The organism is Corynebacterium macclintockiae, from assembly GCF_027570165.1.
GTDB classification, from domain to species: Bacteria; Actinomycetota; Actinomycetes; order Mycobacteriales; family Mycobacteriaceae; genus Corynebacterium; species Corynebacterium macclintockiae.
Genome location: NZ_JAKMUV010000004.1, coordinates 1 through 19,528, shown reverse-complemented (window position 1 = coordinate 19,528; position 19,528 = coordinate 1). Strand labels below are relative to the sequence as shown.

19 protein-coding genes and 2 tRNA genes are annotated in these 19,528 nt (G+C 60.5%); 11 read left to right on the top strand and 10 right to left on the bottom strand.

Translation table 11 applies throughout. From position 1 onward, the window contains the following. Window positions 1–25 precede the first annotated feature (25 nt). The 7 genes from L8U58_RS04935 (at window position 26) to rlmB (ending at window position 7,073) form a co-directional block, all read left to right on the top strand. Window positions 26–1,117, top strand: coding sequence for a heme/hemin ABC transporter substrate-binding protein (locus L8U58_RS04935; RefSeq protein WP_035007512.1), 1,092 nt, complete (start codon window positions 26–28; stop codon window positions 1,115–1,117). Then, complete coding sequence (locus tag L8U58_RS04930; RefSeq protein ID WP_034974928.1) at window positions 1,101–2,150, top strand: FecCD family ABC transporter permease; 1,050 nt, start codon at window positions 1,101–1,103, stop codon at window positions 2,148–2,150. The genes L8U58_RS04935 and L8U58_RS04930 overlap by 17 nt, the downstream gene beginning before the upstream one ends. Before the next feature lie 32 nt (window positions 2,151–2,182). Then, complete coding sequence (locus L8U58_RS04925) at window positions 2,183–3,058, top strand: heme ABC transporter ATP-binding protein (RefSeq protein WP_035007594.1); 876 nt, start codon at window positions 2,183–2,185, stop codon at window positions 3,056–3,058. A gap of 5 nt (window positions 3,059–3,063) precedes the next feature. Next, window positions 3,064–4,260, top strand: coding sequence for an HtaA domain-containing protein (locus tag L8U58_RS04920; protein ID WP_269954820.1), 1,197 nt, complete (start codon window positions 3,064–3,066; stop codon window positions 4,258–4,260). 80 nt (window positions 4,261–4,340) lie between these two features. Then, window positions 4,341–5,015: a biliverdin-producing heme oxygenase gene (locus L8U58_RS04915; protein ID WP_034974929.1), complete on the top strand. Its 675-nt coding sequence runs from the start codon at window positions 4,341–4,343 to the stop codon at window positions 5,013–5,015. Window positions 5,016–5,055: 40 nt separating this feature from the next. Then, window positions 5,056–5,913: an HtaA domain-containing protein gene (locus L8U58_RS04910; RefSeq protein ID WP_269954819.1), complete on the top strand. Its 858-nt coding sequence runs from the start codon at window positions 5,056–5,058 to the stop codon at window positions 5,911–5,913. A 203-nt stretch (window positions 5,914–6,116) separates the two neighbouring features. Then, a complete protein-coding gene (rlmB, locus tag L8U58_RS04905) occupies window positions 6,117–7,073 on the top strand; it encodes a 23S rRNA (guanosine(2251)-2'-O)-methyltransferase RlmB (RefSeq protein ID WP_269954818.1) in 957 nt (318 codons plus the stop codon). A gap of 45 nt (window positions 7,074–7,118) precedes the next feature. Here rlmB and L8U58_RS04900 read toward each other — a convergent pair whose 3' ends face one another. The 4 genes from L8U58_RS04900 to L8U58_RS04885 form a co-directional block, all read right to left on the bottom strand. Then, window positions 7,119–8,783, bottom strand: coding sequence for a carboxylesterase/lipase family protein (locus tag L8U58_RS04900; protein WP_269954817.1), 1,665 nt, complete (start codon window positions 8,781–8,783; stop codon window positions 7,119–7,121). A gap of 87 nt (window positions 8,784–8,870) precedes the next feature. Further along, window positions 8,871–9,809, bottom strand: coding sequence for a metal ABC transporter permease (locus L8U58_RS04895; RefSeq protein WP_269954816.1), 939 nt, complete (start codon window positions 9,807–9,809; stop codon window positions 8,871–8,873). Next, window positions 9,806–10,507: a metal ABC transporter ATP-binding protein gene (locus tag L8U58_RS04890; RefSeq protein ID WP_034981814.1), complete on the bottom strand. Its 702-nt coding sequence runs from the start codon at window positions 10,505–10,507 to the stop codon at window positions 9,806–9,808. The genes L8U58_RS04895 and L8U58_RS04890 overlap by 4 nt, the downstream gene beginning before the upstream one ends. After that, window positions 10,507–11,403 carry a metal ABC transporter solute-binding protein, Zn/Mn family gene (locus L8U58_RS04885; RefSeq protein ID WP_269954815.1) on the bottom strand — a complete coding sequence of 299 codons (897 nt, stop codon included), beginning with the start codon at window positions 11,401–11,403 and terminating at the stop codon, window positions 10,507–10,509. The genes L8U58_RS04890 and L8U58_RS04885 overlap by 1 nt, the downstream gene beginning before the upstream one ends. 140 nt (window positions 11,404–11,543) lie before the next feature. Between L8U58_RS04885 and L8U58_RS04880 the strand changes: the two genes are divergently transcribed. Beyond that, window positions 11,544–12,653 (top strand): LacI family DNA-binding transcriptional regulator, encoded by a 1,110-nt coding sequence (locus tag L8U58_RS04880; protein ID WP_034981818.1) that lies wholly within the window; start codon window positions 11,544–11,546, stop codon window positions 12,651–12,653. On the opposite strand, the gene otsB is transcribed toward L8U58_RS04880, so the two are convergent. From otsB to thrE, 5 genes are all read right to left on the bottom strand, one after another. After that, entirely contained in the window at window positions 12,618–13,487 is an 870-nt protein-coding gene (gene otsB, locus L8U58_RS04875; RefSeq protein WP_034981819.1) for a trehalose-phosphatase, read from the bottom strand. The two genes, L8U58_RS04880 and otsB, sit on opposite strands and share 36 nt — an antisense overlap. A 3-nt stretch (window positions 13,488–13,490) precedes the next feature. After that, complete coding sequence (locus tag L8U58_RS04870) at window positions 13,491–13,991, bottom strand: META domain-containing protein (RefSeq protein ID WP_034969871.1); 501 nt, start codon at window positions 13,989–13,991, stop codon at window positions 13,491–13,493. Beyond that, complete coding sequence (locus L8U58_RS04865) at window positions 13,991–15,457, bottom strand: alpha,alpha-trehalose-phosphate synthase (UDP-forming) (protein ID WP_269954814.1); 1,467 nt, start codon at window positions 15,455–15,457, stop codon at window positions 13,991–13,993. The genes L8U58_RS04870 and L8U58_RS04865 overlap by 1 nt, the downstream gene beginning before the upstream one ends. A 32-nt stretch (window positions 15,458–15,489) precedes the next feature. Next, entirely contained in the window at window positions 15,490–15,888 is a 399-nt protein-coding gene (locus L8U58_RS04860; protein ID WP_269954813.1) for a hypothetical protein, read from the bottom strand. A gap of 69 nt (window positions 15,889–15,957) precedes the next feature. After that, window positions 15,958–17,553 carry a threonine/serine exporter ThrE gene (gene thrE, locus L8U58_RS04855; RefSeq protein ID WP_141746998.1) on the bottom strand — a complete coding sequence of 532 codons (1,596 nt, stop codon included), beginning with the start codon at window positions 17,551–17,553 and terminating at the stop codon, window positions 15,958–15,960. A 229-nt stretch (window positions 17,554–17,782) separates the two neighbouring features. Between thrE and L8U58_RS04850 the strand changes: the two genes are divergently transcribed. The 3 genes from L8U58_RS04850 to L8U58_RS04840 all read left to right on the top strand — a co-directional run bounded on the left by L8U58_RS04850 (window position 17,783) and on the right by L8U58_RS04840 (window position 18,685). Further along, window positions 17,783–17,855: transfer RNA gene (locus L8U58_RS04850), tRNA-Thr, on the top strand. 47 nt (window positions 17,856–17,902) lie between these two features. Next, window positions 17,903–17,976: transfer RNA gene (locus tag L8U58_RS04845), tRNA-Gly, on the top strand. Window positions 17,977–18,166: 190 nt separating this feature from the next. Continuing rightward, a complete protein-coding gene (locus L8U58_RS04840; RefSeq protein WP_011273047.1) occupies window positions 18,167–18,685 on the top strand; it encodes a ClbS/DfsB family four-helix bundle protein in 519 nt (172 codons plus the stop codon). Here L8U58_RS04840 and L8U58_RS04835 read toward each other — a convergent pair. Then, window positions 18,654–19,528, bottom strand: an 875-nt coding sequence (locus tag L8U58_RS04835; protein WP_269954812.1) for a recombinase zinc beta ribbon domain-containing protein, incomplete at its 5' end; no start/stop codon positions are given. The two genes, L8U58_RS04840 and L8U58_RS04835, sit on opposite strands and share 32 nt — an antisense overlap.

Here is a 19,528-nt window from a genome sequence, read left to right as displayed (position 1 = left end):
CTGTTCAGTTAGAAAGCACGTTTTAATGTCCATTGTTCCTAATCGAACTGTGCGGTTAGCGTTCCGCACCTGTGTGTTGTTTATCTGCACGGCCAGCCTCGCTGCGTGTGGCGTTAAGGGCGCCTATGAATCCGAAGCTGATGCTGCTCTGCGAAACGACATCAAGAATGCCGCTGATCTGCAGGACCCCCGTAGCTTTGAGGGAGTTTCGGAGGTCAAGGACTTCACGGATGTGGAGCCTGTGACCAAGAATCCATCCCCGAAGCTGCCGGTGGAGCTGACCGACGCAGACGGCCACGATGTCAAGGTTAATAAGCTAGATCGGATTCTGGCTCTAGACCTGTATGGCACTTACACTAAAACCCTTACTGGCCTGGGGCTTGCCGACCGGATTGTAGGCCGCACGGTCTCTTCTACTGAAAACATCTTGGCCGACAGGCCAGTGGTCACTCAGGGTGGGCACAACATCAACGTGGAAGCCGTGTTGTCGTTGGAGCCGGATATCGTCATCGTGGACCACTCCATCGGTCCACGGGACGCTATCGATCAGATTCGTCAGGCGGGCGTGACCACCGTGGTCATGGAACCGACCCGCACGATCGATTCGGTGGCCGAGGACATCACCACGCTCGGTGCTGTCGTGGGGCTCCCGGAGGATGCGGAAAAGCTTGCAGATCGCACAGTCGAGGAAATAGATCTGGATAAAGAGACCATCAAGAAGATGGTGCCCTCTACACCGATGCGGGTGGCATTCCTTTATGCTCGTGGAAATGGTGGAGTGTTCTTTATTATGGGCGAAGGGACCGGAGCCAAAGACCTGATCGAGGGCGTTGGTGCGGTTGACGTGGGGACGGAGAACAACCTTTCCTACATCGAACCAGCCAATGCGGAGTCGCTAGCTAGGTTAAACCCAGATGCGTTCATCATGATGACCGGCGGGTTGGAATCCACCGGAGGGATCGAAGGTCTGCTCAAACGCCCCGGCATAGCCCAAACCACAGCAGGGCAGAAGCGGCGCGTAATCACGATTCCAGATGGTCAATCGCTGGCGTTCGGTCCTATGACTGGGCAAACACTTTTGCGGACAGCGAAGGCGTTATATGACCCACACGGTTAACACGAACGAGTTTCTCCGGGCGCGAACGCGCCGACGGGTAGGGATTTTCGGTGCACTTGTGGTGCTTATGCTTGTTGCTGCGGTGCTATCGATCGTGCTTGGACAGTACTACGTGCCACTGCAGGATTTAGGTTCAATCTTGCTGGGGAAAGACCATCATTCAGGTCTGGCCTCCAGCGTAGTGTGGGATATTCGCTTGCCGCGCATCCTGCTGGGGTTCCTAGTCGGTGCATGCTTGGGTGTGGCTGGAACATTGATGCAGGCGGTGTTTGCCAACCCACTGGCCGAGCCATCGATTATCGGCGTGACCTCGGGAGCCGGGGTTGGTGCGGCGTTGGCAATCGTCTTTAACCTTGCTTTCTTCGGCACGTTCACCGTTCCATTCTTCGCCTTTCTTTCCGCATTGGTTGCCGCTGGCCTGATTTACCAGCTAGCTCGAAGCCAAGGCCGAGTTGTGGTTATCAATCTGGTTCTCACAGGTATCGCGGTTAATGCCGTGTGTGGAGCAATTATCTCCTTCATGGTCTATTTGGCTCCGACCGCCAGTCGGGAAGAGATCATCTTTTGGCAGATGGGATCCCTAAATGGTGCCCAGTGGAAGCACGTTTGGGTGGTTTTGCCGATCACGATGGTTGGAATTGCCGTAGCCCTACGGATGGGTGGGGCACTAGACGTACTTGCTTTGGGTGAGAAAGCCGCTGGTCACACAGGGATCAATGTAAGTCAATTGCGAGTGATTGCGATCATCGCTGCGACCGTACTCACTGCAGGCGCAGTTGCCTTTGCTGGGCTCATCGGCTTCGTAGGGCTGATTATCCCGCACCTATTGCGAACGGTCATGGGGCCGGAGAATTATCTCCTCATCCCTGCTTCTGCGCTTGGCGGGGCGGTCTTGATTGGTCTGGCCGATGTGGCTGCCCGCACATTGATTGAATTCGCAGATTTGCCTATTGGCATCTTCACTGCCCTTGTCGGCGGCCCGACTTTCTTCGTTCTGCTGCGCCGAATGATGCGAAAGGGGATTCATGCATGAGTGCTCACGGTAGCGATGCGACTACAAACAGTATGGCTATTGGCGATAGGGCCATTGAGGTATCTGGCCTTACCGTCGACGTTGGCCCCAAGCGGTTGCTCAGTGACATTAGTTTTGTCGCTCGTGCCGGTGAGGTCACAGGGCTCATTGGGCCGAATGGTGCTGGTAAGTCGACGCTGCTTGCCGCGCTGTCTGGGGATATTAAACCTACTCAGGGTGTGGTTTCCGTCGCCGGATTAGACCCCTCTCGGGCTGATGCAAGGACGATGGCGCGGCGCCGTGCGGTGTTGCTTCAAGATGTCCAAGTCGCGTTTGAGTTTCTTGTTCGAGATGTTGTGGCGATGGGACGGCGACCGTGGCGAGGGACAGTCGATAGCAGTGTGGATGAGCTCATTGTTGACGCTGCTCTGGACGCCACCGGTTCCACTACGTTGGCAGTTCGTGACATCGTCACTCTTTCCGGTGGCGAACGTGCTCGGGTTGCATTGTCCCGGGTATTGGCCCAGCAAACACCGGTGGTGTTGTTAGACGAGCCGACCGCGGCGATGGATATCCGTCATCAGGAACAAGTCTTGAGCTTGATGCAGCAGATCGCTCACAGAGTTGGAACTGCGGTGGTGATTGTGTTGCATGACCTCGATGCAGCTGCGGCGTATTGCGATCACATCGTCTGTCTATCCAATGGGCGAATTGCCGCCGATGGATCGGTTGATTCGGTCTATACCGACGAGATCCTCTCCAGCGTTTATGACTGGCCCATCGAAGTTGTCCGCAGTGCGGATAATGACATCTCTGTCCGTCCGCGGCGAAGGGATCCGCCTGCTGCAGTAGCTCAACTGCTTTCCGCATATCAATCCACCCTCCCATTCACTAGGGCTAAGTCCCTAGGATCCATTCATCAGGAGTAATTCTCATGTCTATTAAGTCAACTCGAAATGCCATGCTCGGCACTATGATGTCCTTCGCCCTGGGCACTGCTGCACTTTCCGTACCCGTTGCATCGGCACAGGAGGGCGCGTCTCAGGCTAAACCTGAATGCAAAACTGTTATCACTGGCGGTACCTTCAACTGGGGATTGAAGGAGAGCTTCCGCAGCTACATCCTGGGGAGAATCGCTCAGGGAAGCTGGGAAACGAAGGGTGAGGTTAAGGAATCTGATCCTGCCAACAAGAAGTCCAAGGACTTCCAATTCCAATTCCAGGTAGACCCAAGTGTATCTAGCATTGAGGTCGATTCCGAGGGCAACGTAACCAAGGCAGAGATCGGCACCAAGCCGTCCGATGTCGTTTTTGAAGGCCATCATGGTGCTTTGTACTCGAACTTCAAGTCCCCTTACATCACGGCCGAGGGGGCTAGTATTCAGGGCGGCGCCAGCTATGAGGGATACTACGTGCCTGGCAAGCACATGACTGAGTATACGCCTGAGGACCGTATCGAAGAGAACAAGGTTTCCGGCAGGGACGTGTTCTCGAAGGGGCACGGAAACTGGAAGGTTGACGGGGACACTGTCACGCTTGATGCAAGCAGCATGACCTACGTTCCTAAGCCAGGAACGGATGGGGACAAGAGCATTGTGGAGGGTGTAGACGTCCTATTCATGGGCATTTACTCGGCGGACTACAAGCCAGAGCTGGATGACATCAATGTTTCTCTGACCACCGAGAAGAAATGTGCAACGCCAGGGGAGCCGAATCCGGATGATGAAGGTGGTTCCGGCCCGGACAACCCGAGCAACCCAGACAACCCGAGCAACCCAGACAACCCGGACAACCCGAGCAACCCAGACAACCCGAGCAACCCAGACAACCCAGACAACCCGAGCAACCCAGACAACCCGGACAACCCGAGCAACCCAGACAACCCGAGCAACCCAGACAACCCGGACAACCCCAGCAACCCGGACAACCCGAGCAACCCAGACAACCCGGATGACCAGGGGCAAGGCCAAGGTTCGCTGGGCAAGTTCGGAAAGGTGTGGAACTACATTCTTGGCACGGTCGGAATCCTAGGCATGCTGGCGATCATTGGCCACGCGATCAACGTGTCTGGCGCTCTCGATGGCATTCACAAGAAGATTGATGAATTCCTACGCCACCACAACTTGCGCTAATAACGAGTTCCCTTTTCTCGTTCAGCGACAAATTCCAGATTCCACGCGGATCTTGAAACTCTTTCGAAAGGAATAACGTGATGGCTTCGACCTCCACACTTTCAAACACAAGCTTTAACACAGCCGAGCCGATCTCTCAGGCACTGCGCAATGCCACTGCGGAGGCGCACGGGCGCGCAGAAGGATCCGAGTTCATGAGCACCCTTTTCAAAGGCGAGCTTGACGCTCAAGCGGTGTATGCGCTTTCGGGACAACTCTGGTTTGTCTACAGCGCTCTAGAGAACGCTGTAGAAAGAGTCTCCGGCACTCCCATCGGGTCGGCTATTGCCGATCCGCGCCTACAACGTTGCGCTGCGTTGGAACACGATCTGACGTATTGCCTCGGCTCCGATTGGCGCGAACAACTTGAACTACTGCCCGCCACCCGGCGGTATGTAGATCGCCTCGACTCTTTCGGAGAACAAGACGTTGTACGAGTGATCGCTCATCACTATGTCCGCTACCTCGGGGATATTTCCGGCGGTCAGGTCATCGCTGTACGTGTAGCAGACCTCTACAATGTCGCTCCTGAGGCATTGAAGTTCTATGACTTCTCCGCCATCGGCAAGATCCCTCCTTACCGAACCAATTATCGCCAGCGCCTCGATAACCTGCCTCTCACCGCAAGGCAGCGCACTGAACTGATCGGGGAAGCTAACACCGCTTTTGGTATGAACTCCGCGTTGTTCGCAGATCTATACAGAGTCTGCGCGTGAACCTATCTTTTTGTTTTCCATCCCTCGAAAGGAGACACTTATGTCCCGATTCACATCCCGCCATTGTGCGGCCAGTGTCCTGGTGAGTTCTGTCGTTTTAAGCGGCATGGCGGTTCCTGTAGCACAGGCAGAGGAAGTGTCCGCCCCAGTGTTAGGAGACGGTGCTTTTGCCTGGCCGATCAAAACCTCTTTCCTTAAGCATGTGCAGGGGCCGATCGCCAGGGGAACCGTCATCGGCGATGGAGGCGCGGAGTTTAAGGGAAACCAGTTTGTGTTCCCAGTAAATACCCAAGAAACAAAGCTGGACCCGCAGGGGAATGGCACGATTGCCCTGGATGGCAGCGCACATGTGACCGCATACAAAGGTCTTGGTAAGAACGGCGGGCCAGCTTTGGATGTCTCTTACTTCGACTTGAAGTTGAATGTCACAGGTCAGGCGGTATCGCTTATTGGGGACTACTCCCTTTCCGGTAACACGGCGAACGATCCTACGCAGCTAGACAAGCGCGGCGACGATGAAGTAATCGTGACCTTCCTCCTGGAAGCCCCGATTGATCCGGGTAAGGATCTCGTTGCCCAGAACCGTCCCACAACGGCCGGTATCGGATTGCAGAGATCTCTACTCCGCTACAATGAGGGCGAGCAGCTGGAGGGCGCGGACGTTGACCTGCTGCTGGACTATGACGATGGCAAGCAGATAGAAGATGTAACCCCGCAGGAACTGCAGGGAAGCGCAAGTGGGTTCTCCGGTTCTTCTAGTGGCAGTTCCAAAAGCTCGTCCCTTGGCATCGCGGCCGGTGTGATCGCCGCCATTGTGGCAGTGATTGGGGTGGGGGCACTGGCCTTCGGGCCCGTGGATTGGCGAGGAGTTTTGAAGAACTTCGGCATCACTGCCTAGAAGGAAAGCATCGTACCACCCCATCTGCGAAGAACTATTGCTCGTTTCAGCTGCTGCCGGCAAGATTGGTAATGGAAGCAACAAATTCACAGCAGGTGGGGTGCTTTGCTGTCCACGTTCTCGTGAGCCTGGTTCCAGTTTTGCGTGCCGGGAAGTAACATACACAAACGCACGTAGTCGACCAGGTAAGAGGGGCAATCACAGTGGCGGGCAACACCCAGCGCAGCGGAGGCGTGCGCAAGAAGAACAAGAAGGGCGCAACCAAGGGCTCCGGCGGTCAGGGGCGCCGCAGCCTGCGTGGTAAGGGGGCCACGCCGAAGGCGGAGGACCGCGTCTATCACGCCGCCTACAAGCGCAAGCAGGCCGCCAAGCGCCGGGCCTCTGGCGCACACGACCGCTTCGCAAAGGACGATAACCAGGTGGAGCTGGTGGTCGGCCGCAACCCGGTGATCGAGTGCCTACACGCCAAGGTTCCCGCCACCGCGCTGTACGTTGCAGAGGGCACCAAGAATGACGAGCGCCTCGCCGAGGCCGTCCACACCTGCGCCGACCGCGGTATCTCCGTGCTGGAGGTTTCCCGTGCCGAGCTGGACCGTATGACGGGCAACGGAATGCACCAGGGCATTGGCCTGCAGATCCCGCCGTTCCAGTACACGCAGGTTGAGGACCTGATCGAGCGGACCGCCTCCGCACCCCAGCCCGGCCTAGTCGTCGCGCTGGATAACATCACTGACCCGCGTAATCTCGGTGCGGTCATCCGCTCCGTCGCTGCATTCGGGGGTCACGGTGTGATCATCCCGGAGCGCCGCAGCGCCTCCGTTACCGCCGTCGCTTGGCGCACCTCCGCGGGCACGGCCGCCCGCCTGCCGGTCGCGAAGGCCACTAACATGGTGCGCTCTCTGAAGCAGTTCCAGCAGGCTGGTTACCAGGTCGTGGGCCTGGATGCTGGTGGCGACCACACCCTCGACACCTACGACGGCACCACCCCGACCGTCATCGTCGTCGGCTCTGAGGGCAAGGGTCTGTCCCGCCTGGTGGCGGACACCTGCGACACGATCATGTCGATCCCGATGGCCAAGTGGGTCGAGTCCCTTAATGCGTCGGTCGCTGCGGGCGTGGTGCTCAGCGAGTTCGCCCGTCAGCGTCGCGCTGTTAAGTGACGCCCCTTCGTCCCAGCCGTAGCCAATCCCAGTTCTAGTCGAGCGCTAGTCCTCGTCGAACATTTCCTCCTGCTTATCCCACTGGACTTGCGCCCAGGCTTCCCGCAGCTCGGGTTGTGGGTCGTAGATGGTTTCCTCGCCGGTGGGGAAGTGGGCGTCGAAAACCTGGGTGGCGAAGCCCAGCGAATAGGGATCAAAACCTGGGTCGTGAGAGTGCACGAACTGCCTCCACCGCGACTGCATGGCGACGGTGGTGGCGCGCATCTCGTCGCGGCCGCCGAGTAGCACGGCAATGCGGCCTTTGTCCTGGTCGTAGCGCTGGAAGAGGATTGGCAGATCCAGGGCGTGCATCGCGCCCATGCCGGAATAGCGCAGGAACGGGGTGGTGGTGTCCAGGCGGTAGACCCACGCCCGGTCGCTCGGGTGATTCTGCGCTAGGTACCAGGAGGGGCCGGTGAACAGCGCGTCGCCGAAGAAGCGCCCCTTCAACTTGCGGGACTTCGGGCCACCATAGTGTTGCTCCAGGATGTTGGTGGCGTGGGCGGCGGAGCCGGAAATCGCGTGGGCGAACGTGCGCGTGCGCGTGTACTGCATGGAGCTACGCTTCGGCTCCAGGTGCATCATGTCGTACTCGTTGCGGTTCGTGCCGATCAGCAGTGGCACGTCCATCATCGCGCCGGGGGAAAGCGGGTGCTCCGGCAACAGGTCGCCGTCGATAACCGGAGCGAACGGGCCGGCCTTGGAGATCGGGTTGTCTGCGTGGAAACGCACCATCTCGTCCGAGAGACGGCCGAGGATTGCGTGCTCGGCGGTCAGCAGGTCTTCGGTGGCGGCTGCAAGCTCCTCGTCGCTGAGTTCCGGCGGTGCCTGGCGAACCGGGGTGCGCTGATCCAGCGGCAGGGACTCTTCCGCGCGCATGCGATGCAGCCAGCGGGCGGCGAAGTCCGTCCAATACTTCGCATTCGCGCGGGTGTGGACGATCATCGGGGCGGGGGACTGTGCGATGGCCGCGCTGAACAGCCCCGCTGCGGACGGGGTGGCCAGCAGGCCGGTGACCATGGAGCCACCGCTGGATTCGCCCATGATGGTTATGCGGTCCGGGTCGCCGCCGAAGGCGCGGGCGTTGTCGTGGATCCAACGCAGGGCCGTCAGTAGGTCGGAGTGGCCTGGGTTGGTATCCATGTCGTCTGGCGTGTGAGTGCCCTCGCCCAGGGCCAGCTGGCCGAAGATGCCCACGCGGTAGTTCACCGCCACGTACACACAGTCGACGGCCTGGGCGAAGTACTCGCCGGACAGCAGGGGTTTGTTCGCAGAGCCGTGGATGTTTGACCCGCCGTGGAAGTAGACCACGACCGGGCGGTTGGCCTCCGGGTCGATGGCTGGCGCATCGGTGCCAGCGGAGTGCGCGGGGCGGGGGACGACGACGTTCAGCCACAGGCAGTCCTCGGTGCCTTCCCAGTTGCCCGCTGACTTACGCGCCGGGCGGTACTGGGAACACGCGTCACCGGAGGTAGCGGCGTTGAACACGCCCTCCCACGGCGCGATGGGTTCAGCGCGGCGGAAGCGGCGGGCGCCGATGGGTTTTTCGGCGTAGGGGATTCCACGGAAGGCGGTTACCCCGGTTTCCGCATGGCCCTTGACCAGGCCGGTGGTGGTGGGGACGATCCAGGGGTTGGTGGGTTGTGGATTGGCTGTCGTCTCGGTAATCACAAGTGCTACCTTAACGAGCCAACCGACGGCTGTCCCTCTTCCGGGGGAGGTGGCTATATTTTTATCTGCTTTACGCGCCCGGTCGCTCTATGCGTGGTGGGCGTGCCCAGCTGCCTCGTTGCTGGTCTGCTTAGACATTGATTCGCCGGTCGCGGAGTACTCCCGCGCCCGCACCGCATCCGCCTGGACGTGCCGGGAACGCATCCAGGCGATCCCGCGGCAGACCAGGTAGATCACGAAGCTCAAGGTGGTCACGAACACCGACACAGGCAGCCCCGGCGCCAGCGATGCCACCAGTCCGCCGACCGCCGACACCACGGAGAATGTCCCCGACAGCACCACGGCCAGCACCGGGTTGCTGGTCACCTTCACCGCCGCCGCGCCCGGCGTAATCAGCAGTGCGATCAGCAGCAGGGCGCCGACGATCTGCACTCCCTGGCTGGCCACCACGCCGATCAGCGCGGCGAACACCAGCGCCAACACACGCACTTTCACGCCTGACGCTGCGGCCAGCACCAGATCCACCGTGGCGAACAGCAGTGGCCGCCATAGCAGCGCCATCGTCGCCACTACCAGCGCAGCCAGCACCGCCAGGATGCCCAGCGAGGCAGAGCTCACGCCCACGATCTGGCCGGTCAGCAGGCTAAACGCCGCCGACGACCTACCGGGGTACAGGTAGATAAACAGTACGGAAAGGCCCATGCCGAAGCTCAAGACCACCGCCACGATGGCGTCCTGCTCCCTTTGCCCCAGCGCCGTCAGCGCCACGGCGGCCAGCACTGCGCCGATCAGCGCACCCCAGCTCACACTAAAGCCGAACAGCAACGCGGCCGCAGCGCCCATCAGGGCCAGCTCGCCGGTGGAGTGCGCGGCGAAGCTCATCTTCCGCATCACGATCAGTGGCGCAATCGCGCCGGAGACAATGCCCAGCAGCAGCGCCGCCAGCAGCGCGTGCTGTACGAAGTCCACCGAGAGTAGCGCGAGGGTGTCCTCCCACCAGTCGCCGGTGTGGAATTGGCTGCTCATACGACCACCAGCTTTCCGTCTACGTTCACAACCTGCACGTCCGTCCGGTATAGACGGGAGAGTGTCTCGCTGTTCATGACCTCCGCGACCGTGCCAATCGTGTGGCCGTGTGGCGCGAGGTACAGCACCCGGTCGGTCACGTTAAGGATCGGGTTGATGCCGTGGGTGACGAACACGATCGCAGTGTTGTGTTCCCGCCGCCTGCGATCCAGCAGCTCCACGGTCTGCTTCTGCGCGCGTAGATCCAGGGAAAGCAGCGGCTCGTCACACAGCAGCAGCTCCGGGTCCTGCGCCATCGCCTGCGCCTGCCGGATTAGCTGTTGCTGCCCACCGGACAGCTCGCCGACCCGCCGATTGGCTAGGCCGGTCGCGCCTACCTCTTCCAGCGCCGCGTCGACCTGTGCTTTCTTTGGTCGTCTGTTCTTTATGACGCCCGCTGCGAGAGCGAGGCCAACCAGATCTCTTGCGCGCAACGGGATGGATTGTTCAAACATCCTTTGCTGTGGGATGTAGCCCAGCTTGTCCGTTACGTCGATGCTGCCGCGGCTGAGTTTGCGGGTGCCGAGGGCAGCGTTCAGAAGGGTGGACTTGCCCACCCCGTTGGGACCCAAAATAGCCAAAAACTCCCCCGGCGCGACCTCGAGGTCGAGGTCGCGCCAGAGGGGTTCGACTGCCGCGTTGCGGAGAGCGAGAACCATTACTTGGTTGCGTCCTCCAGCTGCTTGATCAGGGCGTCGGCGTACTCGAAGTAGTCCTGGCCCTCATCAGGGGTTTCGTTGACGTTGACGACCTTGATGCCCGCCTCCTTGGCGGCCTCGGTCAGCTGGGAAGCTGCCGGGGTTTCCGACTGCTCGTTGGTGATGAGGATGTCGGCCTTCTTGTCCTTGATCAGCTGGCGGGTCGCGGCCAGGTCAGCGGCGGAAGGCTCGGACTCGCTGTTCACCGCGTGGGCGAAGCCCTCCGGGGTGATGTCCTTCAGGTTGGAATCCTCGATCAGCTCGGCGGCGACCGATTCGGTGAGGATGACGTTCTTGCCCTTCAGCTTCTCCACGCGCTGCTTCAGCTCGTCGGTCTTCTTGGTGACGTCGTCGTCGGACTCGGGGATGTCAGAGTTCAGCTTGTGCAGCTCGGCGGAGAGCTTCTTTTCGAACTCGGAAACCACGTCCAGGTCGAACCAAACGTGCGGGTTGGTGGCGTCGTGGCCGTGATCGTGCCCCTCGTGGCCGTGATCGTGCCCCTCGGCCAGCGGCTGCGCCGTCACCAGCGGGGTGCCCTCTTCCACGTTGTCGGTCAGCCAGTTATCGTAGCCCGCGCCGTTGGCGACTACGATGTCCGCGTCTTTGACCGCCGCGATGTCGCGGGCGGTGGCCTCGTACTCGTGCGGGTCGTCGTCCTTGCTGCTGAGGATGGTGGTCACCTCAACGTCATCGCGCCCCTCGGTGATGTCTTTGGCAATGCTGCCCCAGATGGATGTAGAGGCGACCAGCTTGATCTTGTCGCCATCCGCGGCGGAATCTCCGGATCCGCCCGCGCAGGCGGTTACGCCCAGCGCCAGCGTTGCGATACTCAAAACTGCTCCGAAATTGGCAACCATTTTCTTCATTCTTCCGAGGCTAATGGGCACGAAAAAGCTCGTCAACATTAATCTTGAGCCAGATACGGGGATCTGGGCAGTGCCGGGGGGAGGGGGCGTCAACCCCCAAGAAAGAAGGGCTGAGGGCTACCCTTAGAAGAATGAATAGACCAGCACGGCGCGGCACCTTGGCCTCCATCGCGGCCGAACTGGGCGTTTCGCGCACCACAGTTTCGAACGCATACAACCGCCCGGATCAGCTTTCGCCCGAGTTGCGGGACAAGATCCTGCACGTCGCGGCGAAACTCGGCTACCCCGGGCCAGACCCGATGGCGCGTTCGCTGCGCACGCGCCGAGCGGGGGCGATCGGCGTGCTGCTGACCGAGGAGCTGCCGTACGCGTTCGAAGATCAGGCGTCGCTGGAGTTCGTCTCTGGCGTGTCGGTGAGCTGTGGGGCGATGGATGCCTCCATGCTGTTGATCCCCGCGGGCGTGGACGATAACCCCAGCGCCGATCGCCCCGCACAGCTGGTGAACCAGGCCAGCGTCGACGGCTTCATCGTCTACTCGGTGGCGGGCGACGACCCGTACCTCGCCGCCGTGCGTAACCGCGGACTGCCGACCGTGGTGTGTGACCAACCCGCCGGCGCCGGCGATCCTTTCGTGGGAATTGACGACCGCGAGGCCATCAAGCCCGCCATCCGCACCCTCGTCGACGCAGGTCACAAGCGCATCGGCGTGCTGTGCATCCGCCTGGATCGCACGCCGAACAACGGGCCTGTGTCCGCCGAACGCATCGAGGGCGCGCACATGCACGTGCAGCGCTCGCGACTGCTGGGAATCCTGGACGTGCTGGAGGAAGCCGGGATCGAGCAAGCCCCCATCGTCGAACGGCACATCAACAACCCCCAGACCGCCTTCGACGCCGCCCAGGAGTTACTTTCCACCCACCCGGAGCTCACCGCCGTTGCCTGCACCACCGACTCGCAGGCGCTCGGTGTGGTGCGTTACGCAGCGGAGCAGGGAATCGACGTGCCAGGTCAGCTCTCTGTGACGGGGTTCGACGGTATTCCCGAAGCTATTGACGCCCACATCACCACCGTCCGCCAACCCAGCAAAGACAAGGGCCTGGAGAGCGGCAACATGCTCGCTGAACTCATCGAGCAGCGGTTGAATGACAACCCGGCCAAGCCCGCGCACCGGGCGGAGACGCCCACCGTGCTGCTGGAAACTGAGCTAATCCGCGGAACGTCCGTCGCGCCGCCGCAGTAGATCCTGCAGGAAGTCCCGGACATCCTCCGGGGTATCCAAACGGTGGGTAGCGGAGGTCTCCCCGCCGCCGACGCGGATGCCGATGTCTGGGGTATTCGCAGCGGGTGCTACGAGGTGGGGGTCGGTGGCTCCAACGGCTGGTGCCATGTCGGAGGAGTAGTGCAGCGTAGAGAGCGCCGTCTCGTCCGTCGTATCGTCCCCGGCGAAGAGCACCCGCAGCTCCCGGCCGTGTTCGCGCGCGTAGGCGCGACGGAAGTCCTCAATATAGGAGCCCTTGGTGGTCTTATCCACCGCGACCTCCAGGATGTCCTTACCCCACGTCACCTGGGACAGATCGCTGGTGGTGGCGACGTCCGCCAAGCGCTGGTTCAGCCGCCCGGCCAGTTCCTTGTTCGGCACCAAGCGGGTATGCAGCCCCACCGCCAGGGGCTTGATTTCCACCCACGCGCCATCGTGTTCGGTGGCGATCTCCTCCGCATGGGCTCGCAGTTCGTTAAGCCAGGCCCGCTGAACTGGGCTCAATTCCGTCGCGCCGCCGTCGGCAGGTTCCGCGCCGTGGCTGCCGACCAGGCGCACCGGCCCGTGCGTGGGCAGCATCGTAGCCTTCGACAGCTGTTCCAGATTGCGCCCCGAAATCACCATCGCCACAGTGTTAGGCAGCTGCGCCAGCCCCTCCAGGGCCTCTATCGCGCCGGGGACGGCGTGCACTCCCTCTGGCTCGTCCGAAAAGTGTGCTAGGGTGCCGTCAAAATCCATCGCTACCAGTAAGTCTGGGGTGGCGGCGAGGCCGGAGAGGTCGGCGTCCGAAAGAAAAGGCAGCAACGAACCATCCATGGCTTAGCCCTCCTTCGGACCGCTAATGAACTCGACCGCAGGGACGGACTGCCAATCCTGCTTGTCCTTCGGCGCGGACTGCTGCAGTTTCAGCGAGTTTTCGGCGGGGCGGGTGTAGGTGAGGTCCTGGTCGTTGAGGACGGCCTTCAAACGGTCGGCCGTATCCTCGTCGCCGGGCAGGCACTGGGCGCCGTCGATGCGGGAGCTGGAAAAGCCGCTGATACGCATGCCCTCGTCCTTCCACTCCACGTTGCCGGTCATGTGCATGCAGCCACTGGTGCCGTTCAGCGAATCCTCGCCGAAAATCAGGAAGCTACGGCCCTGCTGGGAATCCGGCAGCACGCCACCGCGAGCCTGCGTGTCGTAGATGGCGGAGATCTGCCACTGGGAACTGCCGAGGGGTGCTTCCGTGTCCGAACAGGAAGTCAGGCCGGCCAGGGCGGTGGCGCTGAGAGCCAGCGCGAGGACGGTAGCGCGGCGGGGAGTGCTGGTGGTACGGCGCATTATTCGACCTCCCGAAGTTGCTGCAGGAAGGCATTGGCCCAACGGTTCACATCGTGTTCCTGCAGGTGATCCCACATCTGGCGCATGCGACGAACCTTGTTGACCGGGTCGTCCTCGATGGCCAGCTGCAGAGCATCGGCGATCGATTCCACGTCGTGCGGGTTGCATAGGTACGCCTGCACCAGCTGGGTGGCCGCGCCTGCGAATTCCGAGAGCACCAGCGCGCCCGAACCGTCCGAGTGGCAAGCCACATACTCCTTGGCCACCAGGTTCATACCGTCCTTCAAAGGGGTAATCAGCATGACGTCCGCCGCGGCGTATAGTGCCACGATTTGCTCGAAGGGCAGGCCGGAGTGCAGGTAGTGGATCAGCGAGCGCCCCAGGCTGCCGTGGTTGCCGTTGATGCGGGAGACAATGGCCTCCACCTGCTGGCGGGTGCGCTGGTAATCATCCAGGCGTTCGCGCGACGGGGTGGCGACCTGCACCATAGCTACGTCTTCCGGGGTCAGCCGGCCGGAGTCCAACAGGAACTCAATGGCCTCTAGTCGGTGCTGGATGCCCTTGGTGTAGTCCAGCCGATCCACGCCTGCGATCAGCACCTTCGGGTTACCTAGACGGGCGCGCAGGTCACTAGCCTGGGCCAGCACTGTTGGCTGGTTCGCTTGGGCGTTGACCTTGGCAGAGTCAATAGAAATGGGGAACACGCCGACCTTGACCTGCCGTCCCGATTCCAGGGCGACGGTACCGACCACGTGCGCGCCCTCGGGCAGCCGGGCGCCGCGCAGGTAGTTCGCAGATTCGGAATCGTCCATGATCTGCACCGAGTAATCCATCGCCCGCAGCGCTTCCATAAAGTTCCGCGCGGAATCCTGCGTGTGAAAGCCCACCACGTCCGCGCCCAACGTGCCCTCCAGCACCTGGCGGCGCCACGGCAGTTGACGGAAAAGCTCCGGAGCGGGGAAGGGGATGTGCAGGAAGAAACCGATGCAGACATCGTCGCGCAGATCGCGCAGCTGGCCGGGAACCAGGTGCAATTGGTAGTCCTGCACCCACACGGTCGCATACTTGGCCGCGACGTCCGCCGCTGCCTGGGCGAAGCGCTGGTTGACTTGCTGGTAACGCTCCCACCAGCGCTTATCGTAGGTGGGATGCACGATCAGGTCGTGGTACAGGGGCCACAGGGTGGCGTTGGAAAAGCCCTCGTAAAACTGCGCGAAATCCTGCGCATCCAGGTTCACCGGAACCATGTGGATGCCGGCGTCCTCCGGTGCGGGCATGTCCTCGGCTGCGACCTCATCCGTCGCCCCTGGCCAGCCGATCCACGCGCCACGATTCGATTCCAACACCGGCTTCAGCGCTGTGACTAGCCCGCCCGGGGAAGGTACCCAAGTGACCTCCCCGGTGGAGCCATCGACGTTGCGGTCGACGGGAAGGCGATTGGCAACAACCAGAAAATCGGACTGCATGTGTATCACCCGTGTCGGTGCAGGTAGGCGGTTTAATCGCTAGCCTTGGTAGCCTTCTTTGCCGCCTTTTTAGTGGTCTTCTTGGCCGCCTTCTTGGTCGTTTTCTTGGCTGCCTTCTTAGCGGCCTTCTTCGTCGTCTTCTTTGCCGTCGACTTCTTGGTGCTCTTCTTCGCCGACTTCTTGGCAGCCTTCTTGGTGGTCTTGCGGGTGGACTTCTTTGCTTCCTGCTCAGCTTCCTCCAGCTCAGCGACCACTCGGCGGTGGATCAGTCCTTCCGGCTCCACGCCCAGCATGCACATCAGCGTCGCGGCATCGAGGAAGTCCTCGGAGTAGGTCGCGACGATGCGCTGCGCTGCCTGCGCGGTTTCTGCTTCCACCGCATGCAGGGATTCATTGTTGGCGGAACGGTTGTCGGTGACCTTCGGAGGCACGAGCCTGACCCCATTTCTACACAGTCGACGTACGGAACTTAAGTCTCAACTTTAGATATTTTACGCGATTTACTGTTCGCCCGTTCCTGCCGGGTGGTCTTCTTGTTGCTGTAGCTCGCTTTCGGACGCCCGCATCTTGCTATCCAACTGCCACATACTCTTCGACACGTTCCTTCTGCGCCTACGCCAGTGCAGGGGCTGGCGAACTCGGCCGTCGGTACCCATCCGAGGCTTCGGCTGGGACGAACGGCGCGAACCCACGTGGGGGCGTCGTAGTTGCTTGTAACGGTGCAGGATCCGCGGGCGACGAATACGGCGTGCAATCCACTCGCCGAGTACCACGCCGGCGGCCAGAGCGGTGGCGGTGGTGAGAGCAAGACCAAGGTTGGACATGCCGATGACGAACTGATCGTTCAGCACCGAGCTCATGCCACGGTATAGCGCCAGACCCGGCAGGAAGGGGGTAATGCCCGCAGCGGCCGTGATCTGCGGTGGGATCATGTAACGACGGGAGAGCAGACCACCGGCGAGGCCGACGACGAGGGCGGCCAGAGAAACACCGAAGGTGCCAGGCCAGTTCAGCAGATTCGTTACGCCGAACAGGGCGACAGAGGCGATCAGGGCGGTCAGGCTGGCGACCACCGTGGCGCGCCGCTCGCAGAAACAGGCGCTACAGAAGAAACCGGTAGCGACAGCGCCGGAGATGATCTGGACCGTGACGGACCCCAACACACCGGAGGTGTGCGAGGTATCCAACGGTGGCAGCGTGATGCCCATAACGGCCATGGTTTGAATACCCGCCGCGATGCCGGTGATGATGCCGCCGGTCTGTAGCAAGGTCTCGTAGAAGCGCGCCGCAGAGGTCACCGGGGCGCCAGTGATGCCGTCTTGCAGCGCCTGCACCAGCGTCAACCCCGCCAGCAACGCGACGATTGAGGAACCGATAATCAGCGAGGGCGGAAGGTAGAAATCTATTCGATCGGCAATCGAATAGGTCACTGCCGCCGGGATCACTGCAGCGAAGCCGCCAAGGACGTTCTGGAAGAACAACGGCAGAGACTTCGAGGCCAACCAGGCGTTGGCGAACATCGTGAAGATCGTGGTGATACCCGCAACCACCGCCACGGCCCAACCACCGCCGAGAAGCAGCGCAACGGCGGCGGCGAACCCGCCCCAGCTCGCCAGAGCGTAGCGGTTGCGATAGGGCAGCAGGGAAGTCTCAATGTCGAAGAGGATCTTCTGCGCCATCTCTAGCGGGGTGGCGCCCGCGACGATCGAACGGATCAGCCGGTCGACCTCCGTGATTCGGGAGAAGTCGGTTGATAGCTGCCGCACGACGCGGAACATATTTGTCGGCGGCGTGTTTTCGTTGAAGCGCGAGTAGATGTGGATCGTGTTCAACGTGATGTCGACGTGCGTGTTGTTCAGGCCGTAGGCGCTCATAACGCTTCGGATCTGGGCCTTCGTATCCGAGTTGCTAGTGCCCGCGGTGAGGAGTTGGTCGCCGATACGGCTGGCGAGGTCCATCACTGCGTGGATCTTTACAGGGTCGGAAAGATCCACCGGCGCCAAAGGGGATGGCGGCGGTGCTAGGCGGATAGCATCGATTGTCGCTCTGTTGCCGGAAAACAGCAGGTCAGAGCTCTTCCTCAATGCTCTCGACATGAAACTAGGCACTCCCACACCGTACATCGGGGTAAAGGGGTTTTCACAAGTACCCGTTCCCCCAGGTGGGATGGGGCAGCAGGGGCGAGTTTTACTGTTCGGAGGTGCGGCTTGCTAGGCTGGGAAAGTCCATTGTCCGCGGTGGCCCTATGAGACCCTAGAAGGCGCTAGAAGGCGCTAGAAAACTCTAGAAGGCTCTAGGGGTACGCGGGTAGAAAAGTGGGCAAGTGCTGGAGTGGCGCAATCGGTAGCGCAACGGTCTTGTAAACCGTAGGTTGCGAGTTCAAGTCTCGTCTCCAGCTCATCTAGCCCCGGTGCGATTAATCATCGCGCTGCTGGTGCTGGAACTGCCGGCGTAGTTTAGTGGTAGAACATCAGCTTCCCAAGCTGAGAGTGCGAGTTCGATTCTCGTCGCCGGCTCCACTTAGACGTCGGATTTGATAAGTACCCTTTTGCGTTAGCGAGTATCGCTTAGGGGGGTGTGAAAAATCGCTTGCGTTAGCGGGTTTGGGTTTTGCGTTAGCGGGTATCTTGTTTGCCCTAGTAAAATGCGTATTCAGGGTTTAACGCGCTAACGAAGCGTTAAACCTAAGGCCGTTTCACGAGGAGGTGTGTGGTGAGATCGTATGCGTCCGGCGATGAACTAGCCGCAGAGATTACTAAGCGTGGCGAACTTTTTATCGGCGAGTTCGTAGGCGTTCCTGGCGATGGTTGGGACCGGCTGGTTGACGGTGTTGACCGCACGCCCCGGCAGATGATCGCCTACCAGCTTGGCTGGATGGAATTACTGCTCGGCTGGGAACGTGACGAACAAGCCGGTCTTGACGTGGTGACTCCGGCACCTGGTTTTAAGTGGAATCAACTGGGCGGATTGTATGAATCGTTCTACCAACGCTGGGAGCAGGTATCTACTGAGGATTTGATCGACAGGTTCAAGATCCTGCTTGGTGAGATAGTCAAAATGGTGGGCGGTCTAACCGAATCAGAATTGTTTAGTTCGGGTCAGCGTGCGTGGGCTTCTTCCACCCCGTCGGCGTGGCCGGTGTGGAAATGGGTGCATATCAACACCGTCGCGCCATTTACGACGTTTCGCACCAAAATCAGGAAGTGGAAGAAACTGGCAGCCTGCTAGCAATAGGCACGGTGATTTCAGTGCCGATTCTGAAGACGAACTGGATCTCGTTGGCTCCGATAACGGCATGGTCGATAAGTGCTGTCCACTGGGATGGTTGAAAATGCTGGATGGGCTTGTCGGCCAACTGGGTGTAGGCGGTTTTGATCGCAGTGGCCTTGGCACTCTTGGCAGCAATCTCGGCCTCGATGGCTTGTTTGCGGCCCAGGGTTTTCTGGTATCGCGCTTCTAGCTGGGTGTAGCGGGCGAGGTATTGGTCCTGGTCTTGCGCTACCCGCTGATTTTCTGCAACCAATGATTCAATCTCGCTGGCAAGAGCGCGGATTTTCTCGTCTAGGCGCTTGGACTCCGCTTCGAGCTGGTCTGTATTAAACATGGCGTCGATGACCTGTGGTAGGTGGCTTTGTCCGCGATATTGTTCAGCCAGCTGGTTTAGCGCGGCGAGGAACGCGGTCTGGATTTGCTCATCACGCAAGGTAGCGGTCTGGCAGGGACGGGGATGGTCGTATTTTTGGTTGCACCGCCAGATCGTGTGCTTGTATTTAGTGTTGGATGCCCAGGTTTTGCGTCCGTACCAGGATCCGCAATCTGCGCATTTGAGTCGGCTGGCAAATAGGCCGATTTTGGAGCTGTTGGTTGCGTGGCGGGTGGCCAACTCGTATTGAACCTGATCCCAGACGGGCGCATCAATAATCGGCTCGTGGTTTCCGGTGACGTAGTATTGCGGGACTTCGCCCTCGTTTACTTCGATTCGTTTGGTTAGGAAGTCAGCGGTGAACGTTTTCTGGAGCAGGGCGTCGCCTTTATATTTCTCATTGGTCAAGATGGAGCGCACGGTTGAGG